This is a genomic window from Micromonospora sp. NPDC003944 (genome assembly GCF_053605225.1).
Map to the genome: position 1 here is coordinate 87,633 of NZ_JBSGIV010000018.1, position 17,810 is coordinate 105,442.

Sequence of the window (17,810 nt, forward strand, 5' to 3'; positions counted from 1 at the left end):
GCCGGGGATCCCACCCACCGCGCTCGCGTCGCACGGACGGCCGGCGTTGCACGTCCCCGCACGGGTCCCCGCCGCTCCCCCACCCAACCTCGCCCAAAAAGTGGGTGACCACGCCTATCTCGTCCCGCAGGGAGGCGAGCGTCGCGTCGCGGACGTCCACCCCGCCGACGAGCACCTGCCCGTCGCTGACGTCGTAGATCCGGGAGATGAGCATCGACAGCGTCGACTTGCCGGCACCGGACGGGCCGACAAGCGCGACCATCTGCCCCGGCTCGACGCTGAACGAGACCCCCTTGAGGACCGGTTCGTTGACCGTCCGGTCGAGTGCGGCGACCTCCTCCAGCGAGGCGAGGGAGATCTCGGCGGCGCTCGGATAGCGGAACCGCACGTCGCGGAAGTCGACCCGACCGGCGCCACGGGGCACCGGCACCGCGTCGGTCTTCTCCACGATGCCCGGCTCGAGGTCGAGCACCTCGAAGACCCGGTCGAAGGAGACCAACGCGCTCATCACGTCCACCCGCACGTTGGAGAGCGCGGTGAGCGGCCCGTACAGCCGGGTGAGCAGCAGCGCGAGCGTCACCACGGTGCCGGCGCTGACGCCGCCGGTCACCGCCAGCCAGCCGCCCAGACCGTAGGTCAGCGCCTGCGCCAACGACGCGACAAGCAGCATCGCCACGAAGAACGTGCGCGAGTACATCGCGGACTGGATGCCGATGTCGCGGACCCGCTCGGCCCGGTCGGCGAACCGGCGGGCCTCGATCTCGGGCTGCCCGAAGAGCTTCACCAGCAGCGCGCCGGCCACCCCGAACCGCTCGGTCATCGTCGCGTTCATCTTGGCGTCGAGGTTGTACGCCTCGCGGGTGATGTCCGCCAGCCGTCGGCCGACCCGGCGCGCCGGAATGATGAAGATCGGCAGCAGCACCAGTGAGAGCGCGGTGATCTGCCAGGACAGGGTGAACATCACCGCCGCGGTGAGCACCAACTGGATCACGTTGCTGACCACACCGGACAGGGTGGAGGTGAACGCCCGCTGGGCCCCGAGCACGTCGTTGTTGAGCCGGCTGACCAGGGCGCCGGTCTGCGTACGCGTGAAGAACTGCAACGGCATCCGCTGCACGTGGTCGTAGACCCGGGTACGCAGGTTGAAGATGATGCCCTCGCCGATGCGGGCGGAGTACCACCGTTGGGCCAGCGACAGCAGCGCGTCGGCGACCGCAAGCGCGGCGATGAACAGGGCCAGCCGCACCACGAGCCGGCCGGCCTCGGTGCCGCCCCGGTTGATCGCATTGATCACGTCGCCGGCGAGCACCGGAGTGGCCACGCCGATGATTGCGGCCAACACCACGGTGGCCAGGAACACGACGATGTCGCGCCGGTAGGGGTGGGCGAAGGCGACGATGCGGCGGGCCACCCCGCGCTTCAGCCGGTGGGTGGAGACCTCGTCGCGGTTGCGCATCGACCGGAGCATGCTCCACCCGGCCATGCCACCGCCGGACATCGGGTTGGACATCGCTCACCTCCGGGTTGCCGGGCAGACCGCACCGTCAGGTCAATTCTCCCGACGAGTGTGACAACCTCGGTCGTAACCCGGATCTTCCCGTGCGGTCCTTACCTATTCTCCCTTGCCGGCGAGGTCACGCAGCCGACGGGTCTGCGCCTCCCGCTCGGCGCGCTGCTGGTCGGCGTGCGACCGCCCGCCCGCACCGGCGAGCAACGCCTTGATCTCCACCACGGCGTCGCGAGCCCCGGAGAGCAGGCCGGCCGTCAGGTCCCGTACCGCGTCGTCCAACTCGGCCGGGGCAACGACAAGCGTGGCCAGCCCGATCCGATCCGCCTCGGCGGCATCCAACCGGCGGCCGGTGGCGCAGATCTCCAGCGCGCGGGAATAGCCGACCACCTCGACGAGGCGTTTCGTGCCGGCCAGGTCGGGCACCAGGCCGAGGGTCACCTCGGCCATCGACAGCTTCGCGTCCGACGACAGCACGCGCAGGTCACAGGCGAGCGCGAGTTGGAAGCCGGCGCCGATCGCGTGGCCCTGCACGGCCGCCACCGAGATGACATCCGGCCGGTGCAGCCAGGTGAAACCGGCCTGGAACTCCGCGATGCGCTCGGCGCACTCCTGCTCGGGCAGCGTCGCCAACTCGGCGAACGACCCCGGGCCGGAGGCACCCGCCACCGCGAGATCGAGGCCGGCCGAGAACGCACGACCCTCACCGCGGACCACCACCACCCGCACGTCGCCGGGCAGGTCGCGGGAGAAGTCGCTCATCGCTCGCCACATCGCGGGTGTCTGAGCATTGAGCACGTCGGGCCGGCACAACGTCACCGTGGCGACCGGCCCGTCGCAAGTCAGCCGAACCCCGGTAGCCTCGGCGGTCACCGGACGTCCCGGGGCGCGGCGCTGGTGGACGACGCTGAGGGGCGGGTCACGCCTTCTTGCGGCGCCGGGCACCACCGCGCTGACGCAGCTGCACCCCGGACTCGGTGAGCACTCGGTGGATGAACCCGTAGGAACGGCCGGTCGAGGCCGCCAACGCGCGGATGCTCTCCCCCGAGGTGTACCGCTTTACCAGGTCCTTGGCGAGCGTCTGACGCTCGGCTCCGACGATCCGGCGACCCTTCTCAGTGCTGGTGGCTGTGCCAGTGGCTGCCATGCTGTGTCCTCACGTCCCAGACTGTGCGGTTCGGATACGGTCCCACCTATTAGACCGCCTCGAACGATCATGCGCCAGATATCAACTCTTCGCCAACCGACACGCTATGCAATGTCAGCTTCCCGATAGAGTGATCCTGGCGATCGGTCCCGCCGCGGCGTCCGCGCGTACCCCCCGCAGTCGCTGGCGGCCCCCGACGAGCCGTAACCTGCCGTCGTGATCGACCTGTTCAGCACGGCGGCCGGAGCGGCGGTGGTCTTCGCCGCGACCGACATCGACGACATCGTCATCCTGACCCTGTTCTTCGTGGCGGCCCGCAGCACAGGTCGACCGCGCACCTGGCAGATCGTCGCCGGTCAATACCTCGGAATCGGTGCGCTCGCGCTGGCGAGCGCTGTGGTCGCGGCCGGGCTCCTCGTGGTGCCGGATCCGTGGACGGGGCTTCTCGGCCTGCTACCGATCGCGCTTGGCGTGCGCGCGTTGCGTCGCTCCGACGAGGACGAGGCCCCCACGGTCGTCACCGGAGCGCTCGGCGTGGCCGGGGTGACGATCGCGAACGGCGCCGACAACGTGGCCGTCTACGTACCCGTCTTCCGAGCCCTCGGCCCGGCCGACAGCGCGGTGTTCCTCCTGGTCTTCGTGCTGCTCATCGCGCTGTGGTGTGCCGTCGGCGCCTGGCTGGGCGGCCACCCCCGGGTGGTCGCGTTGGTCGAACGCGCCGGCCACTGGCTGGTCCCGACGATCTTCATCGGCATCGGCGTGGTGATCCTGGTCAGCTCCGGCGTCCTCGGCCGACTTGTCGACCTGCTCGGCTGACGACGCCGCGCACGCCGCGAACGCCGCCGACCGCCGCGCACGCCGTCGGCCGCCGGGACGAGGTCAGGCCAACTCGACCAGCTCGAGCAGGTCGTCGCTCCAGGCGTCCTCGTCGCCGTCGGGCAGCAGGATCGCCCGGTCCGGCTTGAGCGCGAGGACGGCACCCGGGTCGTGGGTGACCAGGACGATCGCACCGGGATAGTTGGCGATCGCGTCGAGCACCTGCTCCCGGCTGACCGGGTCGAGGTTGTTCGTCGGCTCGTCGAGCAACAGCACGTTGGCGCCGGAGCAGACCAGGGTGGAGAGGGCGAGCCTGGTCTTCTCGCCGCCGGACAGCACGCCGGCCGGCTTGTTCACGTCGTCGCCGGAGAAGAGGAACGCGCCCAGGATCTTGCGCAGGTCGGTGTCGGACTGCTCGACGGCGGCGGCCCGCATGTTCTCCAGCACGGTGCGCTCCACGTCGAGCGTCTCGTGCTCCTGGGCGTAGTAGCCCAGCCGCAGGCCGTGGCCGGCGTGCACCTCACCGGTGTCCGGGTTCAGCAGCCCGCCGAGCATCCGCAACAGGGTCGTCTTGCCGGCACCGTTGAGCCCGAGGATGGCCACCCGGGAGCCCCGGTCCACCGCCACGTTGACGTCCGTGAAGATCTCCAGCGACCCGTACGACTTGGAGAGGCCCGTCGCCGTGAGCGGAGTCTTGCCGCACGGCGCGGGGCTGGGGAAACGCACCTTGGCCACCCGGTCGGCGACCCGCACCTCCTCCAGGCCGGAGATCAGCTTCTCGGCCCGGCGGGCCATGTTCTGCGCGGCCACGGTCTTGGTGGCCTTGGCCCGCATCTTGTCGGCCTGCGCCATCAGCGCGCCGGCCTTCTTCTCCGCGTTGGCCCGCTCCCGACGACGACGCCGTTCGTCGGTCTCGCGCGCCTCCAGGTAGGCCTTCCAGCCCAGGTTGTACACGTCGACGACCGATCGGGTGGCGTCGAGGAACCAGACCTTGTTGACCACCGACTCCAGCAGCGCGCCGTCGTGGGAGATCACGATCAGGCCGCCCTTGTGGTTGGCGAGGAAGCCCCGCAGCCAGGTGATCGAGTCGGCGTCGAGGTGGTTGGTGGGCTCGTCGAGCAGCAGGATGCCGCCGCCGTTCTCACCCGCGTCGCGGAACAGGATCCGGGCCAGCTCGATGCGCCGACGCTGACCACCGGAGAGGGTGCCGATGGTCTGCGCGAGCGCCCGGTCCGGTAGGCCGAGGTTGGCGCAGATCCGCGCGGCCTCGGCCTCGGCCGCGTACCCGCCCAGGGCGGCGAACTGGTCCTCAAGCGCGCCGTAGCGACGGACCAGCTTGTCGTCGGCGTCCTCGGCGAGCTGGGCCTCGATCTCCTTCATCTGGGACATCAGCACGTCCAGACCGCGCGCCGACAGCACCCGGTCGCGGCCGGTGACCTCCAGGTCACCCGTGCGCGGGTCCTGCGGCAGGTAGCCGATGGCGCTGCGCTTGTCGATCTGGCCGCCGTAGGGCTGCCCCTCGCCGGCGAGCACCTTCAGCGTGGTGGTCTTGCCGGCGCCGTTGCGACCGACCAGGCCGATCCGGTCACCGGGCTGCACCCGCAGGGTGGTGTCGGACAGCAGGATCCGGGAACCGGCACGCAGTTCCAGGCCGGTGGCAGTGATCATGGTTGCGGGCTCGCTCTCGGGGTCGGAAGGCTGACTCGGGGCACGCGAAACGGCCGGCGGGCTCGAGGGGCCCGACGGCGCGGGGCGGTTCAGCCTTCGCAGCGCAGCACCCGACAAGTGTACCGGGCGCCGCCGAACGGTCTGCCCGGATTACCAATCAAGATCATCGGGTACCGGAACGCCTGTCCGGACCCCGTCCGGCACTTGATGAACGAAACGACACACAACAGACACTCACCGGCATACGGCGATCGGGGTCACCATGGAACTCAACGAGCGGGCCGAGCTCGACACCTCCCAGGCCAACGACCTGGGTCGGGGCGGCGGGTCGGGCGGCGGCGGATTCGGCATCCCCATCCCCGGCGGCGGCGGCCGGGGCGGCATCATCGGCATCGTGGTGGCCGTGCTCATCGCCCTGCTCGGCGGCGGGTTCGGCCTCAACGCCATGACCAACGGCGACGAGGGCGGCCAGGCCGGCGGCACGGACCTGGAGCAGTTGTGCTCGACCCAGAACGCCGACCGACTCGACGACGCCCGCTGCCGCAACCTGCTCTACGTCAACAGCATCCAGGCCTACTGGCAGACGGCGTACCCGGAGCTGGGCAACGGCAAGTACGAGCCGACCGACACCAACTTCTTCCAGTCCGCCGTCAACACCGGCTGCGGGCAGGCCGACTCGGGCGTCGGCCCGTTCTACTGCCCGGCCGACAAGCAGGTGTACATCGACCTGAGCTTCTACGACGAGTTGGCCTCCCGGTTCGGGGCGAAGGGCGAGTTCGCCCAGCCCTACGTGCTCGCCCACGAGTACGGACACCACATCCAGAACCTGCTCGGCACCAACGCGAAGGCCGGCCAGGGCGACCAGAGCGGCCCCCAGTCCGCCTCGGTCCGGCTGGAGTTGCAGGCCGACTGCTACGCCGGCGCCTGGGCCAAGCACGCCACCGAGAGCAAGGACAAGACCGGCCGGGAACCGCTGTTCAAGTCCATCACCCAGACCGACATCAGCGAGGCCGTCCAGGCCGCCGAGGCGATCGGTGACGACAGCATCCAGGAGCGCTCCGGCGGACGGGTCAACCCGGACCAGTTCACCCACGGCACGTCCGAGCAGCGCAAGCGCTGGTTCTCCCAAGGCTACGACCGCGGTGACCCGAAGACCTGCGACACCTTCGGCACCGACCAGCTCTGACCCCTCACCGACATCGTGGCAGGCCCCTCGATGGGCCTGCCACGATCACTTTCCCTGCCGAAGCTCCCCGTCAGGTGAGCCGCGAGACCTGGTAGTGCCCGATCAGCCAGTCGTCGTCGACCCGCCGCAGGAGCACGCCGAGGTTGACGGTCAGGGCCGGCCGGTCGGTGAAGCCGAACTCCACCTCCAGATACCCGAACACCACGTCGTCAGCGAAACGACGGATCTCCCGGATGTCGTACGCGGCGGTCAGCCCGAGCGGCTGGGAGGCGTAGTACGCGGCGACACCGGCACGACCGACCGTGTACGGCTGCAACCCCTGAAAGACCGCGTCGTCGGTGAAACACGCCGCGACCCGATCGGGCTCATGGGCGTCGACAGCCGACTTCCAGCGGTCGAGGACGGTACGCAGGATCTGCGCCTCGGACATGATGGCCCCCCTACTGACGGACGTGCCTGCGAGCCGGTTTCGAGGCTCAGCGGTGCGGCTGACCCGAGTCGTTCGGGTGCGGCGTCAACGGCGCGCGCATGTCGGCGACGCCGTCCCCCGCGGCACCGTCGTCACCATGTCGACCAGAAACTCCACACGCCCATCCTCCGGCCACCCCTGCGGCAGCACGCCGAGAACCCCGTATTGCGTGGCGGTCGTCTCCCGCGCCGACCCGCCAGCGAACGCCGAGGTCAGTCGGGGTCGCGCACCAGGATCCGTACCGACCGGGCCGCGCCCACCGCCGCGACCAGCACCGCGTGCCGGGGTTCCGGCACGTCGAGCAACCGCTCCGCCCGTAGCGGCACGAGCGGGGCCAACCGCCGGTCGGCGAGCACCCCGTCCACCGCCCGCCGGTCACCACCGCACACCACCGCGGCGAGCATCGCCGCCTCCGGCAACAGCAGCCGTACGGCCAACTCCGCCGCGTCACCTAGCGCCGCCTTCGCCTGGTTGTCGCGTCGGCGCGCGAACCGCTGCTGCGACCACCCTCCAGCGGCGGTGCGCCCCTGCACGTACCGGGTGTCCACCTTGGAGACCACGAGGTCGGCGCCGTCGGCCACCCCGACCGCCACCGCACCCTTGCGGGCGAGCAGCAGGCCGATCCGGCGAGGCGCGACGGCGGAGGCCACGAACCCGGCCACATCCCCGCCCGGCGACGCCCCCGGTGGGGCGTACAGCTCGGCGGTTGCGCCGTCCGGGGCGGCGAGCAGCAGGCCGTACTCCCGCATGCTGGTGGTGGGTGAACCGTGCCGGTCGGCGAAGCCCTCCACCCAGCGGCCGACGCGGGCCGGGTCGACCTCGACCCACCGGCCTCCGCCGGCTGCGGGTCGACTGGTCACCGCCCGACCGTACGCCACGGCCCGGTGTGCCTGGTGCTCAGCCCGGCAGCAGCGCGAGCACCGCCAGCGCGGCGATCAGCACGCTGGAGACCAGGCCGGTGACCAGCCGCCCGCGCGGGCCGGTCAGCGCCCGGCCGACCACGGTGCCGCCACCGGCGATGAGCAGCTGCCAGCTCGCCGACGCGAGGAACACACCCGCCACGAACAGTGCCGCCGGCAGCAGGCTCGCATCGGTGGTGTCCGGGCGCCCGAGCACCAACGCGACGAAGTAGAGGACCGTCGCCGGATTCAGCAGGGTCAACCCGAGCAGCGCCGCGTAGGCCCGCCCCGGAGTGCCCATGCCCCGACCGGCCCGCGCCGCCGGCGTCGCCCGCGAACGGTGGGCAGCCCAGGTCCGCCAGAGGCCGTGCGCGGCGAGCCCCAGCAACACCACGACCGCCACCACCCGCAGCGGCCCGGCAACCGGCGCGATGATCCCGGCCAGGCTCGCGCCGCCCAGCGCGGCCACTGCGGCGTACAGGCCGTCGGCAGTCGCCACGGCGAGGGCCGCGGCCGCGCCGACCCGGAACGAGGTACGGGCACTGAGCCCCAGGATGAGGATCGCGATCGCGCCGACCGGGATGGCGACACCGTAACCGGCCACCAGACCGGCGAGGAACGCCCCAGTCATGGCCGTCGGTGGCGGGTCGAGGCTCGCCCGGGAACCGGCCGCTGTCGACGCACGGCAGTCGCCGCACGGACAAAGACCTGCATCGGGTACGCCTCAATCACACAGTCATCCTGCGGCCCGATCCCCACCCCCGCCACCGCTTTACACCCCACACCCCACACCCCACAACAGCGGGGATGTTGCTGCCTCAGACGCGCGGGAGGCACCAACATCCCTGATGGTGCGCGGATCTTGACGACGAGGCATTCGGCGCAGGCCGGCCACGAGACGCGTCGGCACCATGATCGTGCTCAAACCGGGATGTAGTGGCCTCGACCGCTCGCCGAAACCACTACATCAATGATCGAGCACGATCACGGGGTTGAACGGGCCTCCGTCGGCCGGTCAGCGCTTCCCGCCGGACCACTGGGGGTCGCGGCCGAGGTAGGCGAGCAGGACGCTTGCCTCGTCGGCCTCCGAGCCGGTGGCGATCGCCGGGGCGTACGCGCCGTAGTTCCGCAGCGGCTCGACGATCTGCCGGGCCACCGCCAGCAGTGGGCGGGCCAGGTCGGCGCCGAGCGGGGACGGCTGGCCGGTGGCCGTCGCGATGTCCCAGGCGTGCACCGCCGCATCGAGGGCGCACGCGACGGCGCCGACGTGAGCCGGCAACTTGCCCTGCGGCAGCGGCGTGGGCACCGCCGGGTCGTCGTCGGCGACGCCCTTCCAGGCCCGAGCAGACGCGTCGAGGGCGGCGCCCAGGCCGGCCAGTTTGTCACCGTCGAGGCGACCGGAGGGCGCGAACGGGTCCTCCGCCGGCCCCGGACCGCCGCTGATCGCCGCGGCGAAGGCGATCTGGTCGCCGGTCGCGTGCTGGAGCACCTGGGTGACGTTCCACCGATCGCACGGGGTGGACCGCTCCCAGGCGTCGGCCGGAACTCCCTCGACGACAGTGCGAAGCGCCTCGTGCGCCTCCGCGAGCACGATCCGCCACTGCCCCGCTGCCATCTCGCTCATGGTCCTGCCCTCTCTGCCGGCTGCCAAAGCGGGCCACCAGCCCGCCATCGGATCGGAATGTTCCGCTCCGTTTGCTAAGACGAGCTTAGCAGAGCGGAATGATCCGTTCCACTAAATTCTCGGTTCAGTTCCGAAACGCATCGAGCGCGGCACCCCGACGGGGTACCGCGCTCGACGAAGTGGATCGGTCAGACGTTGAAGCCCAACGAGCGGAGCTGGTCACGACCCTCGTCGGTGATCTTGTCCGGGCCCCACGGCGGGAGCCACACCCAGTTGATCCGGATGTCGTTGACCAGGCCACCGCCCGGGCCGGTGGTCAGCGCCTGCCGGGTCTGGTCCTCGATCACGTCGGTCAGCGGGCAGGCCGCCGAGGTGAGCGTCATGTCCAGGGTGGCGACGTTCTCGTCGTCGACGTGTACGCCGTACACGAGGCCCAGGTCGACCACGTTGATGCCGAGCTCCGGGTCGACGACATCCTTCATCGCCTCCTCGATGTCGGCGAGCATGGCCTTGCTGACGCCACCCGTCGGGGCGGCGGCGTCACCGGTGCCATCGGTCGTCACGACGTCGGTCAGCGGCGTCGTAGTGGCGTCACCGGCCTCCGGCGTGGCCTCAGTGGCAGTGTTCTCGCTCATGCCGTCCCTCCGCTTCGCTCCGTGACGCCATGAGGCACCGACGCGCTGAACCACTGATTCGCTCGCTGACGCTCGCTCATGCCGTCCCTCCGCTTCGCTGGGTGATGCCACAGGGCACCACCGTGTTGTTCGCTCGCTGACCCACAGTCACGCCTTCACCTCTGGGCTCACGCCCACACCGGCGCGTGCCGCGGCGTCCTTGAAGGCCATCCACGGCAGCAGCGCGCACTTGACCCGGGCGGGGTACCGGGCCACGCCCGCGAAAGCCACCCCGTCACCGAGCACGTCCTCGTCCGGCGTGACCTTGCCACGTCCGGACATCAACTCCACGAACGCCTCGTGCACCTCGAATGCTTCCCCGGCACCCCGACCGCGCAGCAACTCGTGCAGCACGCTGGCCGAGGCCTGGCTGATCGAGCAGCCCATCCCGTCGTACGAGATGTCGTGCAGCACCGTGCCGTCGGTGGCCACCCGGACGGTGACCTCGTCACCGCAGGTGGGGTTGACGTGGTGCGCCTCCGCGACCTGGTCGCCCGGGTCGTCGGCGTCGCGCAGGCCACGCCCGTGCGGGCGCTTGTAGTGGTCCAGGATGATCTCCTGATAGAGAGACTCAAGTTGCATCAGGCTGAACTCCCGTCGATTCGCCATGCTCCTGCGTCGCCCGGCTCATCGGAACACCTTCCGCACCTGCTCCAGACCGGCCACCAGAGCGTCGATCTCCTCGGTGGTGGTGTAGAGGTAGAACGAGGCCCGGGTCATGGCCGGGACGCCGAACCGGCTGCACACCGGCTTGGCACAGTGGTGGCCGACCCGCACCTGCACGCCGAGCGAGTCGAGCACCTGACCCACGTCGTGCGGGTGCACGTCACCGAGCGCGAACGAGATGGTGCCACCCCGACCCACCGGCACGGTCGGGCCGAAGATCCGCAGGTCCGGTACCGAGCCGAGCGCGTCCAGCGCGTACGCCGTCAGCTCCTTCTCGTGCCACTGGATGGCCCGCATCCCGACGCCGGTCAGGTAGTCGACCGCCGCACCGAGCGCGACCGCCTCGGCGATCGGCGGGGTGCCCGCCTCGAAGCGGGCCGGCGGCGCGGCGAACGTCGAGCGGGCCATGGTGACCGTCTCGATCATCGAGCCGCCGCCCATCACCGGCGGCATCGCCGCCAGCAGCTCACCGCGACCCCAGAGCACACCGATGCCGGTCGGCCCGCACATCTTGTGGCCGGTGAAGACGATGTAGTCGGCGTCCAGGTCGACCACGTCGATGGGCAGGTGCGGCACGGACTGCGAGCAGTCCAGCAGCAGCAGCGCGCCCACCTCACGAACCCGGGCGGTGATCCGGGAGGTGGCGTTGACGGTGCCGAGGATGTTCGACGTGTGCACCAGCGAGACGATCTTCGTCCGTTCGGTGACCAGATCCTCCAGGCCCGACTCGTCCAGCCGACCCTGGTCGGTGACCGGGAACCAGCGCAGGGTCGCGCCGGTGCGCTCACAGAGCAACTGCCACGGGACGATGTTCGAGTGGTGCTCCATCTCGGAGATCACCACCTCGTCACCGGGGCCGAGCCGGAAACGACTGTCGGCGTCCGGGCGCAGCGAGGCGTTCGAGAAGGCGTACGCCACGATGTTGATCGCCTCGGTGGAGTTCTTCGTGAACACCACCTCGTCGACGCTCGGCGCGTTGATGAACGCGGCGACCTTCGCCCGCGCCCCCTCGTACGCCTCGGTCGCCTCGGTGCCCAGGGTGTGCACCGAGCGCGACACGTTGGCGTTGTGCCGCGCGTAGTGCTCGTCGAGCACCTCGAGCACCTGACGGGGTTTGTGCGAGGTGTTGGCGCTGTCGAGGTAGACCAGCGGATGCCCGTTGATCTCCCGACCGAGGATCGGGAAGTCGGCGCGCACCCGGGCCACGTCGAAACGCGGCACGTCGTCGTACTGCGGCATCCCCTCGGGGATCGCGATGCTGGTCATCTCGGCAGCGCCTCTCCCACTCAGGCCTTGGCCGTGCCGGCCCCGGCGGCGTACCGCTCGTAGCCCTCGGCCTCGAGCTTGTCGGCCAGCTCCGGGCCGCCCTGCTCGACGATCCGGCCAGCCACGAAGACGTGCACGAAGTCGGGCTTGATGTAGCGCAGGATCCGGGTGTAGTGGGTGATCAGCAGCACACCGGTGTCGCCGGTGTCGCGGACCCGGTTGACGCCCTCGCTGACCACCCGCAGCGCGTCCACGTCGAGGCCGGAGTCGGTCTCGTCGAGGATCGCGATCTTCGGCTTGAGCAGCTCCAGTTGGACGATCTCGTGCCGCTTCTTCTCACCACCGGAGAAGCCCTCGTTGACGTTGCGCTGGGCGAACGCCGGGTCCATCTGGAGGCGCTCCATCGCGCCACGCAGCTCGCCGCCCCAGGTGCGCAGCTTGGGCGCCGCACCGTCGATTGCGGTCTTCGCGGTCCGCAGGAAGTTCGCCACCGAGACGCCGGGCACCTCGACCGGGTACTGCATGGCCATGAAGAGGCCGGCGCGAGCGCGCTCGTCGACGGTCATGGCCAGCACGTCCTCGCCGTCGAGGGTCACCGTGCCGCCGGTGATCTCGTACTTCGGGTGACCGGCGATCGAGTACGCCAGGGTGGACTTGCCGGAACCGTTCGGGCCCATGATCGCGTGGGTCTCGCCCGACTTCACGGTCAGGTCGACGCCGGCCAGGATCGGCTTGAGCTCACCCTCGGGCAGCTTGACCGACACCTTCAGGTCGCGGATCTCCAGGGTGCTCATTATCGGGTCACTCCATTACTCGGCGTCAGGCTGAGGTAGATGTCGCCGTCGCGGACTTCGACGGGGTAGACGGGAACGGGTTCGGTGGCGGGCAGGCCGGTCGGCTCGCCGCTGCGCAGGTCGAAGCGCGAGCCGTGCAACCAGCACTCGAGCGTGCAACCGTCGACCTCACCCTCGGAGAGGGCGACGGCGGCGTGCGAGCACTCGTCGTACGCGGCGTAGAAGTTGCCGTCCTCGCCGTGCACCAGGGCGATCGGGGTGCCGTCGACGTCCGCGCGGATCGCGGTGCCCTTCGGCACGTCCTCGGCGGAACAGAGCCGGATCATCAGGCGCCGGCCTTGGTCAGCCGGGCCTCGATCGCGTCGCCGAGGCTCTCCCGCAGCGACTCGACCGGGATCTTGTTGATCAGCTCGGCGAAGAAGCCGCGGACCACCAGCCGGCGGGCCTCACTCTCCGGAATGCCCCGGGCCATCAGGTAGAAGAGCTGCTCGTCGTCGAAGCGCCCGGTCGCGCTGGCGTGGCCGGCGCCGGCGATCTCGCCGGTCTCGATCTCCAGATTGGGTACGGAGTCAGCCCGCGCGCCGTCGGTGAGCAGCAGGTTCCGGTTGATCTCGTACGTGTCGGTGCCTGTCGCCTCGGCCTGGATCAGCACGTCACCCACCCAGACGGTGTGCGCGCTCTCGCCCTGCAAGGCGCCCCGGTAGCCGACGTAGCTGCGGCAGTCCGGCACGTTGTGGTCGACCAACTGCCGGTGCTCCAGGTGCTGGCCGGAGTCGGCGAAGTAGACGCCGTACAGCTCGGCCTCGCCACCCCGCCCGGTGTATTCCACGCTTGTGAACTGCCGGACCAGATCCCCGCCCAGGGACACCTGGATGTGGATGACCTTGGCGTCCCGGCCCAGCTTGATCTTCAGGTGCTGGGCCTGGACCGCGTCGTCGGCCCAGTCGGCGACCGTGACCAGGGTCAGCTTCGCCCCGTCGGCCACGGTCACCTCGACGTTGTCGGCCAGGGTGGCCGAACCCACGTGCTCCAGGACCACCGTCGCCTCGGCGAACCGGCCCACCTCGACGAAGGTGTGACCGAAGGACGGCTGCTCGACGCCCTCGCCGACCACCCGCAGACGCACCGCCTCGCCGAGCACCACATCAGGAGCCACCCGCAGCAGCAGGGCGTCGGCGGCGGAGCCGTAGGCCAGCGCGCTGACCCGGTCGACGGGAATCAGCACACTGCCGACCCGCTCGTCGTCACGGCCGATGCGAGTGATGGCGACGCCCTCGGGCAGGTCACCGTACTCGTGCCGGACCGTGCCGGTCGCGGCCGGCGCCTCGTCCGACGACTCGCCGGTCAGGCCGCGGAGGCGCTTGAGCGGAGTGAAACGCCAATCCTCCTCCAGGCCGGTGAGGGCCGGGAAGTCGGCGACGTCGTACGAGCGCAGCGCCTGCGACTTGGTGCTGGGCGGCGGCGCGGAAGCCTGGGTAGTCATCTCTTCCTTGGTCTGTCTGTTCCGTGACGACAAGTGGGGGCCGGGTGTGGCGGGCCGGTGTTCCGGGCCCGCCACGGGGAGCGGCGGCGTCAGCCGACCGCGCCCTCCATCTGAAGCTCGATCAGGCGGTTGAGCTCCAGCGCGTACTCCATCGGGAGCTCCTTGGCGATCGGCTCGATGAAGCCACGGACGATCATGGCCATCGCCTCGTCCTCGCTCAGGCCCCGGCTCATCAGGTAGAAGAGCTGGTCGTCGCTGATCTTGGAGACGGTCGCCTCGTGCCCCATCGCCACGTCGTCCTCGCGGATGTCGACGTACGGGTAGGTGTCCGAGCGGGAGATGGTGTCGACGAGCAGGGCGTCGCACTTGACCGTGCTCCGGCTGTGGTGCGAGCCCTCCAGCACCTGCACCAGACCCCGGTACGACGTGCGGCCGCCGCCACGGGCGATCGACTTCGACACGATGGTGCTGCTCGTGTGCGGCGCGGCGTGCACCATCTTGGCGCCGGCGTCCTGGTGCTGACCCTCGCCGGCCATCGCCACCGAGAGCACCTCACCCTTGGCGTGCTCGCCGGTCATGTAGACCGCCGGGTACTTCATCGTCACCTTGGAGCCGATGTTGCCGTCGACCCACTCCATGGTCGCGCCCTCGTGGCAGACGGCGCGCTTGGTGACCAGGTTGTAGACGTTGTTCGACCAGTTCTGGATGGTCGTGTAGCGGCAGCGTGCGTTCTTCTTGACGATGATCTCCACGACCGCGCTGTGCAGCGAGTCGGAGGAGTAGAGCGGCGCGGTGCAGCCCTCGACGTAGTGCACGTACGCACCCTCGTCGACGATGATCAGCGTCCGCTCGAACTGGCCCATGTTCTCCGTGTTGATCCGGAAGTAGGCCTGCAGCGGGATCTCGACGTGCACGCCCTTCGGCACGTAGATGAACGAACCGCCGGACCACACGGAGGTGTTCAGCGCGGCGAACTTGTTGTCGCCGACCGGGATCACCGTGCCGAAGTACTCCTTGAAGACGTCCTCGTGCTCACGCAGCGCCGTGTCGGTGTCCAGGAAGAGGACGCCCTGCTCCTCAAGGTCCTCGCGGATCTTGTGGTAGACGACCTCCGACTCGTACTGCGCCGCGACACCGGCGACCAGCCGCTGCTTCTCCGCCTCCGGGATGCCCAGCCGGTCATAGGTGTTCTTGATGTCCTCGGGCAGGTCCTCCCAGCTGGTGGCCTGCTTCTCGGTGGACCGCACGAAGTACTTGATGTTGTCGAAGTCGATCCCGGTGAGGTCCGCGCCCCACGCCGGCATCGGCTTACGGCCGAACAGCCGCAGGCCCTTCAGCCGCAGGTCGAGCATCCACTCCGGCTCGTTCTTCTTGGCCGAGATGTCCCGCACCACCGCCTCGTTGATGCCGCGCTGGGCAGCCGCCCCGGCGGCGTCCGGGTCGGACCAGCCGTACTCGTACCGGCCCAGGGCGGCGAGCTGCTCTTCCTGGGTCAGGGGCTGGACGATCTGCTCGGTCATCTATCTGTCCTCACAGTGGTGACGGGATTACCGGATTGAGCGCGGCCCGGCTGGGTCGGGATGTGCGTGGTGCACACCCCGTCGCCGTGCGCGATGGTGGCCAGACGCTGCACGTGGGTGCCGACCAGACGGGAGATGACCGCGGTCTCGGCCTCGCACAGCTGTGGAAACTCGGCGGCCACGTGCGCCACCGGGCAGTGGTGCTGACAGAGCTGGCCGCCGGAGGCGATCGTGGTCGCATTGGCAGCGTAACCCTCGCCGGTGAGCGCGGCGGCGAGTGCCTCGGCTCGGGCGAGGGGGTCGTCGCCGGCGTCCTCCATGGCCGTCCGACAACGGGACTCGAGCGCGGACACCTGCTCGGCGGCGAACGCCTCGACCGCGTCCGAGCCACCACTGCGGGCGATCCAGCGCAGCGCGGCGGTGGCCATGTTGTCGTAGTGGTGTGTGCCACAGCGCACCCGGGCGGCCTCGGTCAGCAGGAACACCTTCGCCGGGCGCCCCCGACCGCGACTGCCCTGCACGGGCTGCTCGCGGGCGTACACGTCACCGTCCGCGAGCATCGCGTCCAGGTGGCGGCGGATCGCCGCGGGGCTGAGCCCGAGCGACGCGCCAAGCTGCGCGGCCGTGGTGGCACCCTGCTCCAGCAGCAACTGGGTCACCCGATCTCGCGTGGAGACCTCCGCCGCCGCCGACCCGGCGAGGCCCGGCGACGTGGACACAGCAGGCGCCGAGACGGGCACACCGAGGGCCGGTGCGGCCGTCGGTTGGTGCCCGGAGAGCGCCGCCGCGTTTTTCACAACGCCAACGTTACGTAATTGCCCGGAGGGTCGCAAACCTGGGCCCCGGTGATCCCAACCACCGAGCCGATGGAGTCGGACGAACCTCGATCACTACGGTGCGTAGGATTTGCGCCGTGAACCGAATCGTCCGTCCGGTCTCCGGCATCCTGCTGCGCCGCCTGGCGCTCGCCTCGATCATCGCGAACGTGGGCATCGTCGTCACCGGCGGGGCCGTCCGGTTGACCGCCTCGGGCCTCGGCTGCCCCACCTGGCCCCGGTGCACCGACGATTCCTACGTCACCACCCCGGAGATGGGCGTGTACGGGGTGATCGAGTTCGGCAACCGGATGCTGACCTTCGCGGTGGGCCTGATCGCGCTGGCCACCGTGCTGGCCGTGCTCGCCCACCGGCCCCGCCGACCCGGGCTCCTCGCACTGGCCGTGGCGGTCTTCCTGGGCATCCCCGCCCAGGCGGTGATCGGCGGCATCACCGTGCTGACCAACCTCAACCCGTGGGTGGTCGGGCTGCACTTCCTCGCCTCGATGGCGGTGATCGCCGCCGCGTACGCCCTCTGGCGGCGCATCGTCGACCCCGACGGCCCGGTCGAGGCCGTGGTGCCCACGCCGCTGCGCACACTGGCCCGGATCACCACCGGCGTCACCGTGACGGTGCTGGTCATCGGCACCTGGGTCACCGGCAGCGGCCCGCACGCCGGCGACCACGGCGCCGCCCGCAACGGACTGGACCCGGAGACGATCTCCCAGGTACACGCCGACGGGGTCTTCCTCCTGATCGGGCTGTCGGTGGCGCTGATCTTCGCGTTCCGCGCCGTCGGCGCGCAGCGGGCCACCCGCGCCGCGATCATCCTGGTCGCCGTCGAGCTGGGGCAGGGCGTGATCGGCTTCGTGCAGTACTTCACCCACCTGCCGGCACTCCTGGTCGGCGCGCACATGCTCGGGTCCTGCCTGGTGCTGCTGGCCACCCTGTCGGTGCAGTGGTCCACCCGGGAACGCCGTCCGGTCACACCGGCACCCGAGGCCGCCCCCGCCGACGCCGCCACCCCGGTACCGGTCACCGCCTGACGCCTCGGCCACCAGGAACACCTGGCCGCGCCCCGCGCCTCTGCGTGCCGCGCCTCCGTGTGCCGCGTCTCGCCCGCTTTCCGCGCCCTCGGGTCCCAGTCCCGCGCATCCGTGTCCGCGGGCCGCCCATGCCACACCCCCGCATGCCGCGCCACTTTGTGCCGCGCCACTTTGTGCCGCGCCCCGCGCCCCGCGCCCCGCGCCCCGCGCCCCGCGCCCCGCGCCCCGCG

18 protein-coding genes and 1 pseudogene are annotated in these 17,810 nt (G+C 70.5%); 3 read left to right on the forward strand and 16 right to left on the reverse strand.

Annotated features, from left to right (window positions below; genetic code table 11):
- Positions 1-103 precede the first annotated feature (103 nt).
- From ACWER9_RS12000 to ACWER9_RS12010, 3 genes and pseudogenes are all read right to left on the reverse strand, one after another.
- A pseudogene (locus ACWER9_RS12000) lies at positions 104-1,498 on the reverse strand (ABC transporter ATP-binding protein); the annotation flags it as partial.
- A 114-nt stretch (positions 1,499-1,612) separates the two neighbouring features.
- The gene (locus tag ACWER9_RS12005; protein WP_452301836.1) at positions 1,613-2,380 is read right to left on the reverse strand and encodes an enoyl-CoA hydratase/isomerase family protein; all 768 of its coding nucleotides are present in this window, start codon (positions 2,378-2,380) and stop codon (positions 1,613-1,615) included.
- A gap of 46 nt (positions 2,381-2,426) precedes the next feature.
- Positions 2,427-2,654: a helix-turn-helix domain-containing protein gene (locus tag ACWER9_RS12010; RefSeq protein ID WP_007462679.1), complete on the reverse strand. Its 228-nt coding sequence runs from the start codon at positions 2,652-2,654 to the stop codon at positions 2,427-2,429.
- A gap of 216 nt (positions 2,655-2,870) precedes the next feature.
- Between ACWER9_RS12010 and ACWER9_RS12015 the strand changes: the two genes are divergently transcribed.
- Positions 2,871-3,470 (forward strand): cadmium resistance transporter, encoded by a 600-nt coding sequence (locus ACWER9_RS12015; protein WP_452301837.1) that lies wholly within the window; start codon positions 2,871-2,873, stop codon positions 3,468-3,470.
- A 63-nt stretch (positions 3,471-3,533) separates the two neighbouring features.
- Here ACWER9_RS12015 and ACWER9_RS12020 read toward each other — a convergent pair whose 3' ends face one another.
- Positions 3,534-5,138: an ABC-F family ATP-binding cassette domain-containing protein gene (locus tag ACWER9_RS12020; RefSeq protein WP_452301838.1), complete on the reverse strand. Its 1,605-nt coding sequence runs from the start codon at positions 5,136-5,138 to the stop codon at positions 3,534-3,536.
- Positions 5,139-5,400: 262 nt separating this feature from the next.
- On the opposite strand from ACWER9_RS12020, the gene ypfJ reads away from it, so the two are divergent.
- Complete coding sequence (gene ypfJ / locus ACWER9_RS12025) at positions 5,401-6,324, forward strand: KPN_02809 family neutral zinc metallopeptidase (protein WP_452301839.1); 924 nt, start codon at positions 5,401-5,403, stop codon at positions 6,322-6,324.
- 70 nt (positions 6,325-6,394) lie between these two features.
- Here the strand turns inward: ypfJ and ACWER9_RS12030 are convergent, their stop codons facing one another.
- The 12 genes from ACWER9_RS12030 to ACWER9_RS12085 form a co-directional block, all read right to left on the reverse strand.
- A complete protein-coding gene (locus ACWER9_RS12030) occupies positions 6,395-6,754 on the reverse strand; it encodes a YybH family protein (RefSeq protein WP_452301840.1) in 360 nt (119 codons plus the stop codon).
- A gap of 251 nt (positions 6,755-7,005) precedes the next feature.
- Positions 7,006-7,653 carry an acVLRF1 family peptidyl-tRNA hydrolase gene (locus ACWER9_RS12035; RefSeq protein ID WP_452301841.1) on the reverse strand — a complete coding sequence of 216 codons (648 nt, stop codon included), beginning with the start codon at positions 7,651-7,653 and terminating at the stop codon, positions 7,006-7,008.
- 37 nt (positions 7,654-7,690) lie between these two features.
- Positions 7,691-8,323, reverse strand: a complete 633-nt coding sequence (locus tag ACWER9_RS12040; RefSeq protein ID WP_452301842.1) for a LysE family transporter — start codon at positions 8,321-8,323, stop codon at positions 7,691-7,693.
- A 384-nt stretch (positions 8,324-8,707) separates the two neighbouring features.
- Positions 8,708-9,316 carry a TIGR03086 family metal-binding protein gene (locus ACWER9_RS12045; RefSeq protein WP_452301843.1) on the reverse strand — a complete coding sequence of 203 codons (609 nt, stop codon included), beginning with the start codon at positions 9,314-9,316 and terminating at the stop codon, positions 8,708-8,710.
- 188 nt (positions 9,317-9,504) lie between these two features.
- Complete coding sequence (locus tag ACWER9_RS12050; RefSeq protein WP_452301844.1) at positions 9,505-9,951, reverse strand: metal-sulfur cluster assembly factor; 447 nt, start codon at positions 9,949-9,951, stop codon at positions 9,505-9,507.
- 147 nt (positions 9,952-10,098) lie between these two features.
- Positions 10,099-10,572 carry a Fe-S cluster assembly sulfur transfer protein SufU gene (gene sufU, locus ACWER9_RS12055; protein WP_452301845.1) on the reverse strand — a complete coding sequence of 158 codons (474 nt, stop codon included), beginning with the start codon at positions 10,570-10,572 and terminating at the stop codon, positions 10,099-10,101.
- A 45-nt stretch (positions 10,573-10,617) separates the two neighbouring features.
- On the reverse strand, positions 10,618-11,922 hold the full coding sequence (locus tag ACWER9_RS12060) for a cysteine desulfurase (RefSeq protein ID WP_452301846.1): 1,305 nt from the start codon (positions 11,920-11,922) through the stop codon (positions 10,618-10,620).
- 20 nt (positions 11,923-11,942) lie between these two features.
- Positions 11,943-12,716, reverse strand: coding sequence for a Fe-S cluster assembly ATPase SufC (sufC, locus tag ACWER9_RS12065; RefSeq protein WP_452301847.1), 774 nt, complete (start codon positions 12,714-12,716; stop codon positions 11,943-11,945).
- Entirely contained in the window at positions 12,716-13,042 is a 327-nt protein-coding gene (locus ACWER9_RS12070) for a non-heme iron oxygenase ferredoxin subunit (RefSeq protein WP_452301848.1), read from the reverse strand. Before ACWER9_RS12070 ends, sufC begins: the two co-directional genes overlap by 1 nt.
- Positions 13,042-14,199 (reverse strand): Fe-S cluster assembly protein SufD, encoded by a 1,158-nt coding sequence (sufD, locus tag ACWER9_RS12075; protein WP_452301849.1) that lies wholly within the window; start codon positions 14,197-14,199, stop codon positions 13,042-13,044. Before sufD ends, ACWER9_RS12070 begins: the two co-directional genes overlap by 1 nt.
- A gap of 89 nt (positions 14,200-14,288) precedes the next feature.
- Entirely contained in the window at positions 14,289-15,719 is a 1,431-nt protein-coding gene (gene sufB, locus ACWER9_RS12080) for a Fe-S cluster assembly protein SufB (protein ID WP_452301850.1), read from the reverse strand.
- Positions 15,716-16,516, reverse strand: a complete 801-nt coding sequence (locus tag ACWER9_RS12085; RefSeq protein WP_452301851.1) for a helix-turn-helix transcriptional regulator — start codon at positions 16,514-16,516, stop codon at positions 15,716-15,718. Before ACWER9_RS12085 ends, sufB begins: the two co-directional genes overlap by 4 nt.
- A 98-nt stretch (positions 16,517-16,614) precedes the next feature.
- Here ACWER9_RS12085 and ACWER9_RS12090 point away from each other — a divergent pair, with 98 nt between their 5' ends.
- The gene (locus tag ACWER9_RS12090) at positions 16,615-17,580 is read left to right on the forward strand and encodes a COX15/CtaA family protein (protein ID WP_452301852.1); all 966 of its coding nucleotides are present in this window, start codon (positions 16,615-16,617) and stop codon (positions 17,578-17,580) included.
- Positions 17,581-17,810 lie beyond the last annotated feature (230 nt).